Below are 20,489 nucleotides of genomic sequence, written 5' to 3'. Positions count from 1 at the left end.
TGTTCAGAAATTATCAATTTATATTTAAAATGTGAAAAAATTAAACTTTGAAATCTCTTTATTTTCTCTTTCTGATTATCTGAAAATCAATACTTATTTTTTTGCCACATATTAAAAAGATTAAAATGATTTTTTTTATACAATTAATTAATCTGTGTTAATCATTTTAATCTGTGGCTTAAAAAAAATTAATCGATAACTTTTACCAATGTTGGATTAATGCCTAACGGATTCTTAATTACTTTACAGATTAAAGGAAATTCAGGATTTTTTACAATCCACATTTCGGTTTCATCTATTTGCGCAATAACGTGCAAAGTCTCAACAGTTTTTCCGTCAATTGAAATACTGTTTTTGTCATTGTTTTTATCTAAAACGTATGTCGTATTGTTGTAAACAAATGAACTATTTTTTACTAAAGCTTGATACGCTGATCTGGAAATCATAAAAAAAGTTTCTGTCGGTTTCAAGTTCAAAATTGGCGCATATTCTCCTTGATTAAAACTTAATGCTGTTCCGTTTTTTACAGCTTCTGGAAGCATCACGATACTGCTTTTTACGCCTCTGGTTTCTAATTTAAAAGTTAAACCATTTCCATCTGTTTGTGCTTTAAGCGATAGCGTTCTAGTTTGACCATGAAGCTTACAAACGTAATTTAACTCTGTATTATTTTTTATTGTCGGAATGTAGTTCTGTGCTGTTCCTTTCTGATAAACAATGCAGAAAAGAATCATTAAAAATATATTTTTCATCTTGCTTATCATTTTATTTTGCTGGCGGTAAAATTGTTGTTCCCCATTTTGAAGGCTTAGAATCCATTTCTAGAACAAGTTCTCCACCGTTATTAATATCTTCATGTAAAATCCAAGCTTGATTAAAAGGTTTTCCATTCAAAAAAGCTCCTTTTATATATTTGTTTTTATCGCTCATTTTTTTAGTTACGATTTTGAAACTTTTGCCGTTTTCTAATTTCATAACTGTTTCCTTAATCAGCGGTGTATTAATCAAGTAATAAGGCTGTCCAGCATTCGGATATAATCCCATCATGTGGAAAGCCAGCCAAGAAGACATTGCGCCAGAATCATCATTTCCTGGTAAACCTTCGCGCGAAGTGTTGAAACTGTTTTTTATAATCGTTCTGATTCTATCGCTGCTTAAATATGGTTTTCCAATCCAATGATATAAACATGGCGTTAAGAATGAAGGTTCATTAGCAACATTAAATAAATCATTGTCGAAGAAAGTATTCAATCTGTTTTCAAATGCTTTTTCTCCACCTGATTTTTTTACCAATTCTGGAATATCATGCGGAAGACTAAATGAATATTCCCAAGAAGTTCCTTCGTAGAAAAACACGCACCAATGGCAAACATACCAAGGCGATTCGATAATTACGGGCGTATATTTAAAAGTTGGTTTCTGGATCTTAGACTCACCAAAAACAACATCATCTAGCCAATTTCCACCTTTGTCTTTTGGCATGATAAAACCTTTAGCTCCATTATTTTCATAATCTGCACGCCATAAATTCTGCCAGTTTTCAGCTTGTTTCATGTATTGATTATACAAATCTGTCTTTCCTAATCCTTTGGCAACAACGGCAATATTATAATCATTGTATGAATAATCGATAGTGCGGTTTCCAGCGCGATCTGTACCGTACGGAACATAACCTAATTTCAGATAATCTAAAAGTCCGCCTCTTCCTTCTTTCTCTTCATTACCGCCAGGAGGAACTGTTGCGTCTTTAAGCATTGCTTGAAGCGCCAATTCATAATCTATTCCTTTTAAGTTTTTTACGAATGCATCAGCTAAAACTACTTCGGCATTTGAACCGCCTTGCGTTCTTCCATTATCGTTTCCGCTTCTTCCTTCTGGCAAGTAGCCTTCGCGCTTGTAGATATTCAGCATAGCATTGATAATATCCACTTTTCGTTTAGAATCTATCAGAGTAATTAATGGACTCGAAGTTCGAAATGTGTCCCAAATCGTGTAAAAATCATCGTAATATGGCTCGTCATTTGTCCATAACGGGTTTTCTCCAGTTCGGTCAACAGGCATAATCATAGTGTGATACAAACCTGTGTAGAACATTTTTTTATATTCTTCTGAAGTGTCAGCAGAAAGCTGAATTCTATTTAATAGATTTTCCCATTTATTTTCTAATGCTACTAAAACATTATCAAAATTCCAGTGCGGAATTTCTACCTCAATATTGTTTTTCGCTTTCAATTCACTTAAAAAAGAAATTCCGATTTTTACATTTAATTCCTCTTTTTCAGAATTTCCAAAAGAAAGTAAAGCCGCTGTTTTTTTTCCAGAATCAAACTGAGCTTTTTGATTGCTATAAAATTTTCCATCTTTAAACGTTACATATTTTGCAATTGGCTGGTCGAAAGTTGCCCAGAAATAAACGGTGTAAGCGCGGCCGTTATTCCATCCGCCTCTAATTCTGCTATAACCTCTCACTTCGGTATCAGAAACAATTTCGATTTGCGAACCCACAAATTGCTGTGCTTCTCTAGCGTCTGGAATTTTCTCTTCACCAAGAAAAAAACCTGGATCTATTTTTAATTCTTTAGAAGTATTTTTTGGAAAAGTAAAACGATAAAACGACACTTTTTCTCCTGTCGTTATTTCGGTTTTAATTTTATTCTCCTTAAAAACAGTTTCATAATATCCAAGTTTAACATTTTCTTCTGCTCTAAACGAAGTCTGATCCATTTTATCCAAAGCTCCAGAAAAAGGCATAATCTGAATATTTCCATATTTTGGTCCTCCTCCTGTTCCGCTTACGTGCACTTGGCTAAAACCTGTAACTTCTTTAGGAATTGGCAACCAACCGCTGTTTGGACTCGATGTACAATCTGGACTTGGTTTTACCATTCCGTATGGGCAAGACGGACCAATAAAAACTCTCCCAACTCCTTCTGAACCAATCATCGGATCAACATATTGATGAACTTTTGACTGTGCATAATTTTCGATTGCAAAAAGAAAGCTTATCGCTAAGAAAATGATAGACTTTGGATTTTTCATTTAATGTTATTTTCTTTAATATTAGGGGTTTGATGTATTCGACATTTCTAAAACTAATTCTCCACCATTTGTAATTTCTTGATGTGAAAGAGTAAAATTCTGAACTGCTTTATTGTTGAATTTTATATCTTTTATATAAACATTTTCTGCGCTATTATTCTTTGCATTAATAACAAATGCTTTCCCTGAATAATATTTCGGATTCAAATCAATAGTTATTTTATTAAATATTGGACTTCCGATTTGATAAACTGCATTACTGTCTGTTCCGCCATTCATCTGAAATAAACCAAGCTTCAATAAAACGTTTAAACTTCCCATTAATCCTTGATCTTCGTCTCCGTTGTAACCCGTTGCAGGCGATAATCCGCTGAAGGTTTCTTTGACAACATTTCTTGTCCAATATTGCGTTAAATCTGGTCTTCCTAAAACCGTAAAAATATTAGAAGTTTGCATTGAAGGCTGATTTCCAAAATTTACCGGAATTCTGCTAAACTCTGGGTGTAATTCTGCATCGTGAGATGTTCCAGAAGTATATTTTTGATTTTTAGCCGTTTCAAATTGTGCATTTAATTTTAAAACAGCTTTTTCTTTTCCACCCATTAACTCTGCCAAACCAAGAATATCATGCGGCACAAACCATGTTGATTGCGCTCCGTTTGATTCAATAAATCCATTTTCGTATTGATACGGATCGTAATTTTCTCTCCATTTTCCTGTTACATCTTTTGGACGCATCCAGCCAATTGTTGCATCAAAAACATTTTGATAGTTTTTTGATCTTTTGATGAAATAATCATAATCTTCTTCATGATTCAGTTTTTTAGCCAATTGCGCCAAAGTCCAATCTTGATACGCATATTCTAAAGTCTGGCTTGCCCCGTCTTCATGACTTCCAAAATTTCCATCAGGAAGCGGATACGGCACATAACCTTTTTCTAAATAATATTTTAGCCCACCACCAATACTTGTGTTGTGCTCATAACCCGCTTTTGCCATAATTCCGCCTTCCATATGACCTTTTTTTAGTGCCACATAAATAGCTTCTAAATCTTCTTTTACAATTCCTTTTTGAATCGCGCTCACAATGAATGGTGTTGCAGAAGCTCCCGTCATTACGTAAGTATCATTTCCTCCCGAAGGACCACGCGGAATTGAACCTCCGTCTTTATAATATTGCATTAAAGAATACACAAATTCTTCCATAATCTCAGGATATACCAATCCCCATAGATTATTAATTGTCCATTGCGCTCCCCAAAATGCATCCGAATTGTAGTGATTGAATTTCGGTTTTCTGTTGGCGTTTAAAGGTAAATGCCCTATCCTGAACGTGTCCCCCGTATTATCAGGATAGGATCCATTTGCATCACTGATCTTTTTTCTCCCTTGCAGAGCATGCCATAAATCAGTGTAAAATCTTCTTTTATCGGTTTCTGTTCCGCCTTCAATTTTTATTCTTCCTAATAAATTGCTCCATTCGTTTCTGGAATCAGCAACAGTTTTATCAAAATCCCAATGGGTTAATTCGGTTTCAATATTGTTATTGGCGTTTTCAATCGAAGTATAAGAAATACCGACTTTCATCAATACTTTTTCTTTTGTTTTAGCAAAATGAATCAAATAATTTCCCGTAACATTATCTCTTTCTAAAGAAGTAATAGGCTGATTCGTTTTAACTTTAAAAAATACGGTTAATGGTTTTGGGCGTCTAAAATTTGTACTTAAAACTAAAGATCCAGAAAGTTCAAAATCATTGTTTTTTTCTAATTTTCCATCCGTATTGTCGCATGGCCCTAAAACAGTATTCAAATTAAAAAGTACCGCCTTTTGAGCATTTGCAGGAAAAGTATATTTATGAAAACCAACTCTTGCCGTACTTGTTAATTCTGCTGTTATTTGATATCTATTTAGTTTTAAAGAATGATATCCAGGTGTAATAATTTCACTTTGATGATTGAATTTGGAATAAAAATCTTTGAAAATAATTGCCTTGTTTTCATTTGAAACGGTGACAGGCATTACAGATACACCAGACATTTGCCATTCGTGAACGTGACTAAAACCTTTAACTGTATCGGTTGTATATTTATAACCGCCTCCCCAATCGCCTTTAATTTCTGTATCTGGATTCAAAGTTACCATTCCAAACGGACGGCTCGCAGATGAAAAGTAAAACCATCTTGAGTTTTCAGTGTCCAACAACGGGTAAACCATATCTGAGATTTGTTTCTTTTTTAGAGAAACTGATTTTTGAGCGTTGCATGACATTAAAAAAATAAGAGTTAAACTTATTACGATACGTGCTATTTTAAAGATTTTATTGAATTCCATGTATGTGAGGCAATATTAGTTTAAAAAGTTTTTTTCAATGTTTACTTATCATTAAATCGAAAACAAAAGGCAGTAGAAATGCTAGAGAATTATTGATGTTAACATAATCTCTAAATAATTTAACAGAATGTTACAAAGCTTAATTTTTCAATCAATTTCCGAAACGGCATTCCATTAAGCTTTGTTTCATTCAAAAAAAATAAACTGAACTGATTCTCACGAGCAACTGAAAAAACCAGTTTTCTTTTGTAAAAAAAGGAGAAGATTTTTGACTCTCCTCTCCTTTTAAAATTAAATTACAAATGTGTACTTAACTAAATTCTTATTTTTAATATCCAGTATTTTGAGTAAGAGCTGGATTTAATACCATTGCATTTGTTGGAATTGGGAAAACACGACGGTAAACATCTGTATTTGTTTTGTAACCCCATTGTCCTTCATATTTTCCAAAACGGATCATATCATTTCTATGCCATGCTTCCCAAGTAAATTCACGGCTTCTTTCTTTGTAAAGATCTTCTAAAGTTACACCGCTCAAAGCTGCAGAAGTAGTACGGTTAGAGCGAACCATATTAACTAAAATATCTGCAGTTTGTCCTAATGTTGCACCTCCTCCACGAAGGATTGATTCTGCTTTCATTAAAAGAATATCTGAATAACGTAAGAAAGGAACGTCGTTCTTTTGGTTACGGTTTGTAGAAGTCGCATCTGGATAGAATTTAATATTTCTATAACCCATATTCCAAGCAATTTCATCGTTTCCAAGATCCATTAAAGCAACGCTTTGACGAAGTATAATATCTGGTGTTAAATTTACTTGATATGTGTAAGTAGCACCACCATCAGCACCTGTATAAAACTGATCGTATCCTTTTTTAGTTGTGGTAACCATTACTGGCGTAACACCATCATTCATGTACTGAAGACCTGTAAGCCATTGTCTGTTACGAATATCATTTACATCATTAAAGTAAGCGTAAAATTCTGGAAGGGTACTTCTTGGTGCACTAGGCGTATACGGAAGACCGAATTTAGCTCTTTCTGAACGAGGCACATCATAACGTGCGTGATACATCTGGCCATTGAAACCAACTGTTACCGCCGCTGGATCGTAAGGAACAGCAAAAATAAACTCTTTCATTGCTGGTCCGTTTGTTGGATAAAACATCTGTAGATAAGTCGCTCTTGGTTCAACAGCATATAAACCAGAATTAATAACTTCATCACAAGCTGCAATACATTCGTTGTAACGTGCACTTCCTGTATAAATGTTTGCATTCAAATACAATTTAGCCAACATTGCATTAGCTGTTTGTTTGTTTGGTCTTCCGTAAGTGGTAACACCAGATGCTGGATTTAAATTAGGAACTGCGCTTTTTAATTCTTTTTCAATAAAATTGAAAACTTCTGCTCTTGGTGTTTTAGCGTGAGAAGTAAAATCTCCGTACAAAGTATCCAAAGGCACATCACCGTAACTATCCATTAACATGAAGTAAGAAATGGCACGCATTGTCTTCAATTCTGAAATCAACGTTTTTTTGTCTGCACCTTCTGGCATTGTTTGTCTTAAAATAGAAATTGCTTGATTGCTTGTTCCAATTACTTTAGATGACCAATCCCAAAGACTTCCGATGATTCCGTTATCTGCATTCCAGTCATGATAATGCATGGAAATATAGTTTCTGTTATCAAACCAGTTTCCTCCTCTTGCAGGCAAAATAGCTTCGTCTGTAGACAAAGACTGCGACCACCACCAAGCAAATGAGAACTCACCACGAAAGGCTGCGTAAACTGGACCTGTTGTCTGAATATATTGTGTCGAATTCTGAGGAAATACTTCTGGTGTTAATTGCGTTGTAATAGGCACTTCAAGATCGTCGCAAGACCATACTAAACCAGCCAAAAGCACTGGAAGACCTAAATATTTTAATATCTTTTTCATAATTTTTGAATTTAATTTTTAGAAGCTAACGTTTAAACCGAACATATAAGTTCTAGTTTTTGGATAGAAGTTATTAGAATCTACACCTGGAGCTGTTCCTCCTTGTTCAACCTCTGGATCAATACCTGTGTACTTCGTAATAACAAACACATTGTTAATCGTTTGGTAAATACGTACACTGCTGATATACCTTCCAACTTTACCAAAATTATATCCTAAAGTCATGTTGTCTAATCTTAAATAACTACCGTCTTCAATAAAACGATCAGAGTATTTATAAGAGTTAAGGTCGTTTGGTGACTCGTTTCCTGCGTCAACTAAAATATTATTGGTCATTGCTGTACTTGGTCTGAACAAATCAGCACGAGTGGCATTGAAAATTTTGTTTCCAAATACTCCTCTGAAGAAAATGCTTAAATCAAATTTTTTGTATTGAAAGTTATTTCCCCATCCAAGCAATAATTTTGGCTGTGCACTTCCTGCATAATGATAATCTACTCCGATTTGAGGTGTAGTTGTCAAATTACCGTTTTTGTCATAATACTGAGAAACTCCATCAGCATTTTTTCCCGCATATTTCAAAGTAAAGAATTGTCCTAAAGGTTTTCCTTCTTTAAAAATCTGAAGTGTGCTTCCTGTTTGTCCCCCTCCATCAGGCTGAACTCTACGAATAGAATCTCCACCAACAAAGAATGGGCTTGTTAATTTTACAATTTCGTTTTTGTTATGAGCTAAGTTTAAATTTGTTGTCCAGCTGAAATCTGCGGTTTTAACTGGAGTTGTGCTCAAGCTAAGTTCGATACCTTTGTTAGACATTGTTCCACCGTTTGCTACAATTGTTCCAACTGGTACAAGTACTGGGTTAACATTGTAGTTGAAGATCATATCTGTTGTTTTCTTGTCGTACACGTCAACAGAACCTGTTACTTTTCCTTTTAAGATTGAGAAATCAAGTCCAATGTTTGCAGTAGCTGTTTTTTCCCATTTCAAATCCGGATTCGCTGCCTGATTTGGTCCGTAAGCACCAATTTGTTGTCCGTTGTAATAGAAAGTTCCTAAACTACCAGAAATAAATTGCGCTGTGTAAGCATTAAATCCAGAAGAGTTTCCTGTAACTCCCCAGCTTCCTCTCAATTTCAAGTCACTAAAAAATTCTTGATTTTGCATGAAGCTTTCTTTGTCAATTCTCCAAGCACCACCCACAGATGGGAAATATCCCCATTGGTTGTTAGCTCCAAACATTGATCCACCATCTCGTCTGATAGATCCTTGTAAAAGATATTTATCTTTATAATTGTAGTTTAAACGTGCGAAGTAAGCAATTAAACGTGTTTTTTGATATGCTTTACTATCACCAAAATTCACTACATAACCATTAACAGAAGTATAGTTACTTAAAGCAAGGTTATTATAACCTACATTATCTACAGGGAAATTTGTTGTAGTTGCTTGAAACCCGTCTCCTAATGTATTTTCTTGCCAAGAATAACCTAAAACAGCTTTTACTTTATGAGATCCAAAAGTTCTATCCCAAGTAAAGAAACTCTCGATAATGTTATTTCTAGTTTCGTAAGAATTTCTTAAAGCAGAACCATTTACACCAAAGTTAACCAACGATTTTGTCAAAGGTGGATCTGGGTTGTTGTAAAAGTTCGCACTATTATATTGTGAATAATAGCTGTCATAAAATTCTCCGTGAGAAGATGTTAATCTTTGGTGAGCTAAATTTAAATTGTAAGTAATTCCAAATGGAAGTTTTACTTCAGCAGTAAGATTACCAACAAGGTTATTTGTAGTTGTTTCATCTGTTCCATGTTCAATCAAAGCAACTGGATTAAAATATCCTGGGCTAATAAAGTTTTCGTAAAAACTTCCGTCTGCATTTCTAACTGGAGAAACTGGTAAATAACTTGCTGCTTGCAGAAGTACCGTATTACGCTGTGGTACGTTTTGGTAATCTGTTTTTGAATTGGTAACGTTTAATCCGAATTTCACTTTATCATCAAAAGCAAATTGTTCTACAGACAAACGAGCAATGATACGAGAAAAATCACTTTTCTGCATTACCCCTTCTCTATTAAGAGATGTAATACTTGCCGTATAACTTCCGTGATCTCCACCTCCGCTCATAGATAAATTATGACTTGTAGATACTGCACGATTTGGTCTCATAATTTCTTTTAACCAGTTTGTGTTTGCTCCTTTGTCATTTTCTGGAGTAAAGTTCAAATTGTTTTTAGTTGTAAAAGCTCTCAACTGATCTGCATTCATCATATCCAGATTATTAGAAACTTCTTCAAAACCAACATATCCATTGTAAGCAACTTGTGTTCTTCCTTTACTACCTTTTTTAGTAGTTACCATGATAACTCCATTTGCAGCACGGTTACCGTAAATTGCCGTTGCAGCAGCATCTTTTAAGACGTCAATTGAAGCGATATCGTCTGGTGAAATTACCGAAATATCAACTCCAGGAATACCATCGATTACATAAAATGGTCCTTGAGAACTATTTAATGTCGAAACTCCACGCATCACTACAGAAGCTGTTTTTGTTGGATCACCGCTTGAAGAAATATTCAAACCAGAAACTTTACCTTGTAAAAGCTGTCCAACATCACTAATTGCTCCTTTGTTCAGTTCTTCTGCTTTTATGGAAGTTACAGAAGTGGTAAGGTTTTTACGATTTCCTTTTCCGTATCCAACTACAACAACTTGTTCTAGATTGTTTGTAGTAGATTGTAATTTAATTGAATAATTGGATTTTGTTCCGTCTAATTTTAAAGTTTGATCATCAAATCCAATAAAAGAAATGACTAATACTGCATTTTTGTTTGAAACTGAAAATCTAAATTTTCCATCAAAATCTGTTGTTACAGTATTTGTTGTACCCTTTTCGAGTATGTTCGCGGCTGGCAGAGGAATACCTTTGTCATCTAAAACTACACCGGACACTTCTGTTTTTTGTGCCCAAGTATTAATTGAGAAGCCAAAGAAAAAGGCTAATAATAAAAGTTTAAGTTTTTCCATTTTGATATTGGTTAATTGGTTAATTGGTTAAATAGTATTGACGAAATTACTGTTAAAGAAATGTTAGCAAATGGACAAGTTATTCATAAACATGGATAATTTCAATAAAGTCAATGACAGCAAGGCTTTTCAAAGTTATTTTTATAATTTTCTATAATTAAATACCTATTAATTAATCGATTTCGTAGTTTTTCATTTCATATTTTTGGTGTAGTTTAAGGTTATGGTTTAAGTATTAAGTTAAATTTTGTTTATATACGGATTAATTATCAAGAAAGTCTTTTTTTAATTATTTTCTATCCAATTAATTTCCCAATTTTTAATTAATTCTCTTTCTTTTGTTTCATCAAATGGAGTATTATTTTCTGCTGATTTTTTTAAAGCTTCTAAAAACATTTTCCATCTTGGCCAGTAAAAACCTTTATACATTCCGTGCCAAGATCTAGACGCATAATCATTCAAATGACCTTCTCCGCCCCAAAGTGTAATTAATGTTTTAGCATTTTTTGCATACAATTTAGAAACTGCTGGTAAACTTCCATAATCTGAAGCAGATTTTACCCATTGATCTAAACTATTTAATGGCTGTGCCGACATTATATTATCAATATCCAAAGCTTGTTTTTCTATTTTTTTAAATAATTGATTTCCTTTTGCAATATCTTTTTTCTGATAAGATGCTACACATTCCATCAATTCTTCATCAATAATTAAAGAGTAATAATGTCTCGAAACATCGATTAAATCGTATTGAATAAAATTGTTCTGATTGTATTTCTTCGCTTCTTTAGTTAAAATATCCAAAGCTTCTTTGAGTTTTTTCTTGTCTCCAGGATTTACTTTAAATTCTGTAATAGTTGCGGTTGGACGTTTAAAAAACAAGTACGCTCCAGCTCTATCATTCCACCAACGCGTTTCCCAATATTTGACATTATAAACAGATTCTAATAATAATTGCCAAGCTTGAAAAATTGGTTTAGAAACGGTATGCTGTTCATATCTAGCATTTAAATATTTTGTTAGCCAATCTTTTACAGGCTGTTCTCCTTTGCTCCACGGAAGATCATAAATATATTCGTAAACAATAGAATTATTATTCAAGCCTTCTGGCATTGCGCCGTAACCGACAACATTTCCTTTATTCGGATTTTTCAATAAACTCGTTAATTCGTTTTTATAGAAATTCAAATCTCCATAAACTGGATTAGATCCTCCATAATTATGTACATACCCGTAAGTCCATTGCTTTCCGTAAAAAGCTTCCTGATTTTCCCATACTTTGTAACGGTCATTTGCATAATCCTGAACCATTAAGCGGTCGTTTGGCACTTTGCTAAGAAATGCACTTGTCGCTTCTTTTGTCCAAAATTCTTTATTATCGCCAAAAAGCCAACCTTGCATTACCCAAACTGCACCGGGAGCTGCTTCATTAATGGTTTCATAAATAGCGCTTCCGTAATTTGCCAGTTCTTCATATTTATTATGTTCAGAAACTGGAGGTTCAATTTCATTAAAAGAATCTGCCAAGTAGAAATTAGATTTTCCATACATTTTAGTGTAAATTTCAATAAAGCGTTTTCCGATTTTTTTAAATAACGGATCTTTTGAATCTACCAGAAAAGTACTTGCAAAACCTCCGCCTGACCAAGATTTTAATTCTGTTATTTTGGCTTCAGGATGTTTTTCGGCGAAAGCCTTAGGAACATAACCGCTAAAAGCAGGCACAACCGGATGCATGTCTAAAGCTCGCATTCTTTCTAAAATTTTCTTTTGAAGTTCCTGTTTTTTAGTAAACCATTCTTTTGGCAAAGGTCCTTCTAAACTATTAATATTTCCCATACGCTGCCAAGGCAAATAAGCTGGCCCAGCAAAATGTGCTTCTAACTGGCTATCTGTTAAGCCGTATTCTTTCCATAATTCCTGCCATGCTGCTTCCTGACCTTCCATAGCTGTTGGAAGATTGATACCGTGCATGGCCATCCAATCGATTTCTTGTTCCCAACGATTCCAATCCCACCAAGGAGTTGTGTAGCCAAAAGTACAAGCATTTAAATATTCTCTATATTCAAAAGGCGTATTTCCTTTTTTGGAATATTTTGGCCAAGTTTTAGGCAAATTGACTTTGTTTCCTTCCCAGCTTACTAACACAGCTCCAATATCTCGAAGAAAATTATAAGCCGCATAACAGATTGCCGTGTTGTTTGAACCTTTAATTTTTACAAGATTTGCGGTTGTTTCTACTTCAAACCAATCTTTATGTTCTGATTTATTTTCAACAATAGTCAATTCAAATTCATTAACACGATTACCAATAAGTCTTTCTAATACAGCAGCCGCATTTTTTGTTTTTTCGTCATTCTTAGAGTATCCTTTTAAGGAACCGAAAAATAACAACGACAGAAAAAGCATAGCCAATCTGAGGCAATTATAGTTTTTGATTTTAAAATTCATTCTTTTCATATTCTCGGATTTAATAAATTATAACATTGCATTTGTAAACAAAAAAATAAGGGAGATTAAATGATGAATTAATCTCCCGAACTAATAAAAACTAACAAAATATTTACTAATCAACAACCTTTTACTTTTTGTTTTTATTACCTACTTTCAAAAAATATCTCTCCATATTTAATTAGAGCAAAATGCAATAAAAGTAAACCGTGTTTGGATCGAAAATAAAATTACTGCTAATGCATATTTTAAAGATGGACAGATTAATCAAAAAAATAGACATATTAAACATGATGGCTCAACTTCAGATTTATCTGGACTTTATTTGTTTTTATTTATTATTTGAAGCTTACTTTTGCACAAAAACAAAAAAAAGAGCCTGAAAAAATCAGGCTCTTTGCTATTAAAATCTATTATTTAAAGATCAATTAAATAGAATAGAATGATCTTTTTGAATTAATTCGGATGAATTAAGTTTTTTGGCAGTAAAATTTTTGCCTTCGGATTTTTTTACATCCCCATAATATTGCATGCTGAAAGCAACATCATTTTGAGTTGAAGCAAGAACTCCGTCTTTATAAATACTTGCTGTACCTTTTCCTGTAAAACTAACTTTATACTTCTGACCATTTTCTGCAACTTTAAAAGTGCCGCTCAAAGGTCTTATGCTTACTCCATTTGAAACAGACAAATCTCCTTTTCCTGGATTAATATTTTTACCCAGAATGGATTGTCCCCATTTTGTAAAAGTATACGCAGTTGCTTCCGAATATCCTGCAAAACTATAATCGCCTTTTGCTAAATTATTTTGAAGCGAAGAAAACAATTCAAAATATACAACTGCTCCATCTTCTTTTTCAGAAATTGATTTAGATCGTAACGAAAAATCAATATTGTAAGCATTTCCTCGAATACCATAATTTTCAAGATATCCTTGCGATAATTCTACCGTCTGATTGCCAATTTTTAAAAATCCTTTATTTGAATTAGTATCTTGATTACTTTCATCATCACTTGAACAAGATGACAATAAAGTAATGAAAAAAAGCACTAATAATTTTATACTATTATTCATATCTATGATGATTTAATTTTTAAACTGATCAATTTTTAAAATTCGGAACGAATAAAAACTCCTTCCGAATTTTGAATTTATTTTACAATTATTCTTGTTGAATTTCCTGTTTTTAAGCTTTTAATGAAATAGCTTCCAGAAGCCAAATCAGAAACAGAAATTTCCATTTCAGAACCAATAAGTTCCACTTGTTTTACCAAGAGCCCGCTCATGCTGAAAATAGCCAGACGATCAAATTCTGTACTTGATTGCAATGTTAGTTTTCCTGTTGTAATAGTTGGAAATGCTAAAAATTCGCCCAATTTCTTCCAACGTCCGTAAAGTGTAAAATTCTCTGTCTGCTTATTTGTAAAACCTGTTATTTCTTTTGCGTATAAGGAATCAGCATACCAACCTAGAAAACGATAACCTGTACATTGCGCCATTTCTAATGTAAAAGCAGTTCCGGTCTGCACGCTTGTTTTATTTGGATTGGTCGCTCCAGATGGCATATTTAAATACGAAATGGTATAAAAAGTCGGCTGAATTACCTCATCAGGTTTATTATTACCGCCAACGCCCCAGAAAGCATAAAATGTTTGATTTCCTGTTGAAGAAGCAGCAATTTCTTTAATTGTATTTGGTGTTGTTGAAGAAGCAGACCATCCGTAGAAAGTATAATCCTTTAAGGTTGGAGTTGGCAATGCCAATACCGTTCCTTCTGTATATTCTACAGGATTTAATCCTGAAATAACTTTTCCATCAATAGAATTTAAATATGAAACACCTGATTTTACAATAGGTTTTGGATCAGGTTTATTATTTCCGCCTTCTCCCCAAAAAGCATAAAAAGTTTGATCTCCCGTTGCTGTTGCAGCAATTGTTTTAATTAATCCTGGAGTTGTTGCAGAAGCAGACCAACCAAAGAAGGTATAACTTTCTAATTTTGGCGATTTTAAATTTGTCAAAGCTCCTTCCATATATTCTGCTGGAGAAAGTGTTATGGCTTTTCCGTCAATAGCATTGATATAACTTATTTTAGAAAACTTCGCATCTGCTTTTAACCATCTTGGATCTCCTAAAGCATTTCCCTCTGAAGAAGCTTTGGCTAATGGAGAATCTTTAGAGAAACTAAAATTTCCTTGCGCTGGGTTTGGAAACACAAGTACTGTCATTCCTAAACCATTTAATGTCTTAGCATTTGTTTCTGTAACTGTAACCGTTCCTTTAACTATTTGAGAAGAAACACCAACTAGAAGATTATTCTCTAAAACTAATTTTCCTGCTCCGTTTACATTATTAGAATTGAACAGATAAATCGGTTTAGGATTATCACGTTCATCTTGCATAATGATATTTTTGAAAGAATACGTCGAAGCACTATTATATTGATTATCTACAAACACAAAACCATTTCCAGCCTGATTGCCTGAATTATAAATCGTATTACTTTCAAAAGTTATATTTATAGTTTCGTTTGCTGTATTTTTATTTTGCAGCGTTATAAAATTATTTCCCTTTTCATAATTAAAAATAGTGGATTTCTTAACCGAAACTGAATTGACAATTCGAGAATCTGCTAGAATAAAACTGCTGCCTGTAGCTGCACTTCCGTCAATAATACAGTTTTCTAAAACAACTTTTGAAATAGGTTTTTCGCTAGTTCCTTCTGTCAGCAATAAACTTTGTTTGATTCCTTTGATAGAAGCATTTTTGATTTCGAAACCAGCTATTGAAGCACCTTTTTTCAGTTGCAATACATTTGCTCCAGCATTTGTCAAATCAAAATCAACACCGTCAAAACTGAAGCTTCCTGAGAAGATTTCAGGATTTTCTGAGTAGAAAGATCCAGCAAAAATGGGTTTTGCTCCAGCATCAGGAACAAAAGTATATTTATGATTTTTAACCGCTAAATCGGTTGTTGCAGTATAAGTTCCGCTTGCCATAATAAATTTTGAACCATTTTCAGCAGCATTATATTTTTCTACAAAGTTTTGCGGATTTACATATACATCTAAACTTCCATTTTGGTTTGAAACAAGATTATCTACAATACTATTAATATATACCTCAACATTTGTATACTTTCCATCAATTGTTTTTAAATTACCGTCGGCAGAACTTGCGGGGTTTAATCCCTTTTCTGTTTCCCATTTATCAGGCATACCATCACCATCTGTATCAACAGGAGCTTCTCCAGAAGGTAATACTGGCCATCCGCCTGTTGCTGAAGGTGTGTCTATATAACCATTAGTACTTCCGTTACCGCCATTCATAATACTAGCTGTACCAGAACGAGTATCGTCTACGGCTCTTTTGTCTACAGCATCTCGGTATAAATTTGAACCCGCATTTTCTAAAACTAATTCGTAGGCTTTTGTAGCGCTGTGCGTTGTAATTTCACCAAATGCATGTGGCGCGCTAATTTTTAATGCAGCTTTATCAGCATCACTTACAGGAAGCTGGCTTCCATGAAACTGACTATAAACTCCATACGTCCAGTTGTCTTGAGTTGCTCTTTCTGATCCTACAACATAATTTCCATCAACGAAATATTTACCCCAAATTCCATACAATGGCGAAGTCGTATCTAAACTTCTTCCTGTTGATAAAATACGTTCTTTTGTCGAATTAGATGTCCCAGGTCCTGGTTTCCAATAATTATTTACCAGATTTACATTCATGGCATCTCCGCCGTAACAGCTATTTCCTCCCCAATTGTAAATTACGTTGTTACGAATATCAACTAAATCTGTTTTAGCAAAAATATCATTTGCGTATTCTCCTAATCTCGGATTACGGCTATCATGATGCGCTAATAAATTATGATGGAATGAAGCATTTTTACCTCCCCAAACACCTCCATATCCGTGCGCACCTTTTGCATGAACCGAATTTCTAAGACTTTCAGAAATAATACACCATTGCATAGTGAAATTTTCATTTTGATAGAAAGAAACGCATTCATCCGTTGACCAGCTCATAGAACAGTGATCTACAATGATATTCTTTTGAAAACGTCCGCCTAAAGCATCATTTTCAACATCATGAGTATCTCCCATTCTAAAACGCAAATAACGAAGAATGACGTTATTCCCTCTTACTTTTACATTGTAATCTTTCAAGGTAATTCCACCACCTGGCGCTGTTTGTCCAGCAATTGTGATATTATCTGTTATGTTTAACTCACTTTTCAATTCAATATTTCCAGACACTTTAAAAACAACAATTCTTGGACCAGCCTGACCGATTGCATCACGAAGCGATCCTGCACCAGAATCATTTAAATTAGTAACATAAATCAACTTTCCGCCGCGTCCGCCTGTAACATATTTACCGTAGCCTTCTGCACCTGGAAATGCAGGAACTGGATCATTATTACCATTAGTAGCTTCTTTCTTCACTTCGATTTTTCCTTCGCCATTAAAGAATTCATTGATCCGGGCGGTGCGGATTTTCTTTTCTTCAAATGTGAAATTTTCAGGAAAAATTAAACCAATCATCTCCCTGGAATCAGCTAAAGTCCCATTTTCAAAGGTCTCCCCGAGTTTTATAAGGTTTTCCAGTCCTGAGTTCGTTAACTGCTCTATATTAGCCCTATCATCTTCTACATTTCCAATCTCTTTTTCCAGCTTGCTTATAACAGCATTGTACTCCGCTTTCATGAGATTATAATCTTCAGGATCTATTTTCTCTGTAACCAGCAAATTTCTGGCAACTGATAATTTCTTTTCATAAACTGCAATCTGCTCAAGGGATTTCTTCTTTTCATTGGCGACCACACCTGTATGCTCTCTGTAAGCTTCAAGCAGAACTGCCGTGTATAATTTCTTTACTTCCGCTAAAGGTTTTAATTTATTTAAATGTTCTTTAAATATTTTATTAACTACCTCTGAATTTATTCTCCATCTGCAATCTTTATCGCAGTGATAATAGTAATAATATTTGCTTCTTCCTTTGCATTTACTTCCAGTTAACTTCTGGCCGCACTTTGGGCAAAGAAAAAAGCCCCGCAATGGAAAATTCTCAATAGTCTTAATTTTCGGCCTGTATGTCCGCGCTTTACTGTCAAGAACATCCTGCACCCGATAAAACAATCCCTCGCTGATAATTGCCTCATGCTGTCCACTGACCCGGACTTTATGGTCATTCCTTCGGAGGATATGAGGCTAATTTCATTATTTCGCAGACAGGGCTATTTTCCGCAGCGGCATCCGGTGCCGGGATCAGCAACATTATAGGGTACTATTTCAACATCAGCAGAAATGGAATTGCACAGTCAGAGATGTGGCGATTTGAAAGCCAGCAGTATCGAATAGGAAACTCACTTTTTGAAAAAAAGGAAAACTATCTAAAAAATAATCCGCTTTTAAATGCCGATAAAATAAATACTCCTCTACTTCTTTGGTCAGGGAAGGAAGACCGCGTTGTCCCCTACACCCAAAGTGTGGCTTACTACCTCGCGCTTAGAAAGCTTAAAAAGCCAAGTGTAATGCTGATCTACCCTACAGAAGACCATAACCTTAAAAAAGCTTCAAATCAGGAAGACCTTAGCAGGAGGATTATGGAGTGGTTTGACTATTTTTTAAAAGGTAAAAAAACGGCCGAATGGATTTCTTACGGAACTTCCAATGACTAGCCGGAAAAAAAATGCAGTTTCAATTTGAAACTGCATTATCTTTTGTTAATAATTTGATTCATCTAAAGGCGGCGCAATTGGACATTACAATCACTGTTTTCATTATCTTTTCCATAGGCCTCAAAAGAACCGCTGGTACATAATTGCCCGTTTCCTGGCTCACAATTTACAGTTACAGGCTCACAATCATCCTCTGCAGGATTGTGGATGTAAGCTTGAATCACTGCAGATGTTTTACTTTTTTCCGCATCAGCAGTGCTGGCTGCGCCAGCGCTTGCTAGAGCAAATGCTGCCAATGGCAGAGCAAATGCTTTTAAAATTGTTGATTTCATAATATCTAAAATTTAATTATTTATTAGAGACCTACTCTTTTCTACAGGTTTTCGGTCAAGATCCTGCTACCGGCCGGTATATTCTTTATATTTTCTTACTAATAGATTATTGAATTGATTCTTTTGCCATATTCATACTTAAGCAGATAATGTCCTGAAATGGCATATAGCGCAGAGTCTGCCGCAAAAAAGCTTCCCATTTTGATATTCTGCGTCTGATCATAGACATAAAAACTAAGCACGTAAGTCTGTTTCGCAATATCGTAGACATCAATTACGGTTGCATTTTTCCATACCTTCTCATCTTCGTATCTTCCTCTAAGCATTGAATTGACAAAAAGCAATTTTCCGATTACAGAAGTGTTTCTGTTGACGGTATAGGGAGGCGCGCTTAATTTTATATCTCCAGACTTTTCTAATTTTACCACTTTTAACTTTGCGTGGACAGTAGTGTCTATGGTGCGCGGTCTAGCCTTAACTTTGAGATTATTCTCAGCAATGATATACTGGTTCCTGTAATAATAGGTGAATATTATATTCTGCATTTTATCGCTGTACTGCAGTGTTCCGTCTGTGTCAAAAATTCCATCCTTTTGCTTTTGAAATACCTCATCACTATACTGAATATGTGGTGCTGGATAACCTATGCCATAACCCATGATATTCTCGCCTGATGGAGGCTTTTGAGTGCGGAAGGCAAACTGATTTGGATCAAGGAAAACAATACTGGAAAAATGGAACTTTCCCTCTGTAAGTACCGATGCCTTCCAGTTTGAAACCAGTCCTCTATAAATGACTGGCACGGTACCATCCATAACATAAAAATAAGGATAATGGATTCTAACCTCCACGGCTTTATAGCTATAGTTTTCCCTATTCAAGATAATGGTATGCTTAACGGTATATTTGAAATTCGAGTCTGTTTCAAGTATCTCAAGAGGAGCTTTCCAATTGCCAAGATAAATTTTATTACCATGAGCACCTGCAATATAATACGAATAATTTCGAAGATCAAGCATATTGGTCTTTGCAGCAGAAGCTTTGGGAAAACGTCTTATAAAGGGATTTTCCCTTTCCATTATATCCTCAGAAAAAACAAATAAAATAACCACCATGCCCGCACTGGCGATTGCAACTCCACAAAGTTTTAATAAAACTCCATTGTCTTTAGTGCTCAACTTAACAGCTGCCATTGCCATAAAAAGGAATGCGATATTAAAAACAAGATGCTGTCCCCATCCCATCTTCTCCAAAATACCCCCACATGAGCAAGGTATGAATGAACTGAAATTAAGTATGATGATGATGTATGCCGTAAACATTGCCATTAATGCGGCAGCTAGCCAGAGTGCAAGATATTTGGCTTTTGGGACAGCCAGCAGAATTGAAATCATTACTTCGGCCACGATAACGCCCACTGATATAAAATTTGCAAATGGGCTTAAGAGCGGAGACTGTCCTATTTGGGCGCGGAAATTCTCAAAGTCCATCGCTTTGCTTACTGCGGCATATATAAAAAGCAGAATAAATAAAAAGCAGACTAGCTCTACAAAATACTTTTTAAAAGTTGTCCCTAAACTAAGCTTCATAATTTTTTTAATTAAATTCAGATTGTAAAATTCTGAATTAAAACCTTATATCACTTGTAGTATCGGGAGCGATAATTAC

11 protein-coding genes are annotated in these 20,489 nt (G+C 34.7%); 1 reads left to right on the top strand and 10 read right to left on the bottom strand.

The genetic code is table 11. The annotated features are described in order from the left end of the window. Window positions 1–188 precede the first annotated feature (188 nt). From P0R33_RS22885 to P0R33_RS22850, 8 genes are all read right to left on the bottom strand, one after another. Window positions 189–752: a hypothetical protein gene (locus P0R33_RS22885; RefSeq protein WP_276173408.1), complete on the bottom strand. Its 564-nt coding sequence runs from the start codon at window positions 750–752 to the stop codon at window positions 189–191. Window positions 753–765: 13 nt separating this feature from the next. After that, on the bottom strand, window positions 766–3,039 hold the full coding sequence (locus tag P0R33_RS22880) for a GH92 family glycosyl hydrolase (protein WP_276173407.1): 2,274 nt from the start codon (window positions 3,037–3,039) through the stop codon (window positions 766–768). A 21-nt stretch (window positions 3,040–3,060) separates the two neighbouring features. Then, window positions 3,061–5,373, bottom strand: coding sequence for a GH92 family glycosyl hydrolase (locus P0R33_RS22875; RefSeq protein ID WP_276173406.1), 2,313 nt, complete (start codon window positions 5,371–5,373; stop codon window positions 3,061–3,063). A gap of 328 nt (window positions 5,374–5,701) precedes the next feature. Beyond that, a complete protein-coding gene (locus P0R33_RS22870) occupies window positions 5,702–7,315 on the bottom strand; it encodes a RagB/SusD family nutrient uptake outer membrane protein (RefSeq protein ID WP_276173405.1) in 1,614 nt (537 codons plus the stop codon). Window positions 7,316–7,333: 18 nt separating this feature from the next. Continuing rightward, on the bottom strand, window positions 7,334–10,345 hold the full coding sequence (locus tag P0R33_RS22865) for a TonB-dependent receptor (RefSeq protein WP_276173404.1): 3,012 nt from the start codon (window positions 10,343–10,345) through the stop codon (window positions 7,334–7,336). A gap of 285 nt (window positions 10,346–10,630) precedes the next feature. Next, window positions 10,631–12,805, bottom strand: coding sequence for an alpha-N-acetylglucosaminidase (locus P0R33_RS22860; protein WP_276173403.1), 2,175 nt, complete (start codon window positions 12,803–12,805; stop codon window positions 10,631–10,633). A 415-nt stretch (window positions 12,806–13,220) separates the two neighbouring features. Beyond that, entirely contained in the window at window positions 13,221–13,871 is a 651-nt protein-coding gene (locus P0R33_RS22855) for a hypothetical protein (protein WP_276173402.1), read from the bottom strand. A gap of 77 nt (window positions 13,872–13,948) precedes the next feature. Continuing rightward, entirely contained in the window at window positions 13,949–17,866 is a 3,918-nt protein-coding gene (locus P0R33_RS22850; protein WP_276173401.1) for an InlB B-repeat-containing protein, read from the bottom strand. Between the two features lie 161 nt (window positions 17,867–18,027). Here P0R33_RS22850 and P0R33_RS22845 point away from each other — a divergent pair, with 161 nt between their 5' ends. Next, window positions 18,028–18,489 (top strand): prolyl oligopeptidase family serine peptidase, encoded by a 462-nt coding sequence (locus tag P0R33_RS22845; protein WP_346429615.1) that lies wholly within the window; start codon window positions 18,028–18,030, stop codon window positions 18,487–18,489. A 62-nt stretch (window positions 18,490–18,551) separates the two neighbouring features. Here P0R33_RS22845 and P0R33_RS22840 read toward each other — a convergent pair whose 3' ends face one another. Further along, window positions 18,552–18,821 (bottom strand): hypothetical protein, encoded by a 270-nt coding sequence (locus P0R33_RS22840; RefSeq protein ID WP_276173400.1) that lies wholly within the window; start codon window positions 18,819–18,821, stop codon window positions 18,552–18,554. Between the two features lie 98 nt (window positions 18,822–18,919). Further along, window positions 18,920–20,410, bottom strand: coding sequence for a MauE/DoxX family redox-associated membrane protein (locus P0R33_RS22835; RefSeq protein WP_276173399.1), 1,491 nt, complete (start codon window positions 20,408–20,410; stop codon window positions 18,920–18,922). Window positions 20,411–20,489: the final 79 nt, after the last annotated feature.

It is taken from the genome of Flavobacterium sp. YJ01 (assembly GCF_029320955.1).
Classification (GTDB): Bacteria; Bacteroidota; Bacteroidia; order Flavobacteriales; family Flavobacteriaceae; genus Flavobacterium.
The sequence above is the reverse complement of the archived record's forward strand: the minus strand, read 5'-3'. Positions and strand labels throughout refer to the sequence as shown.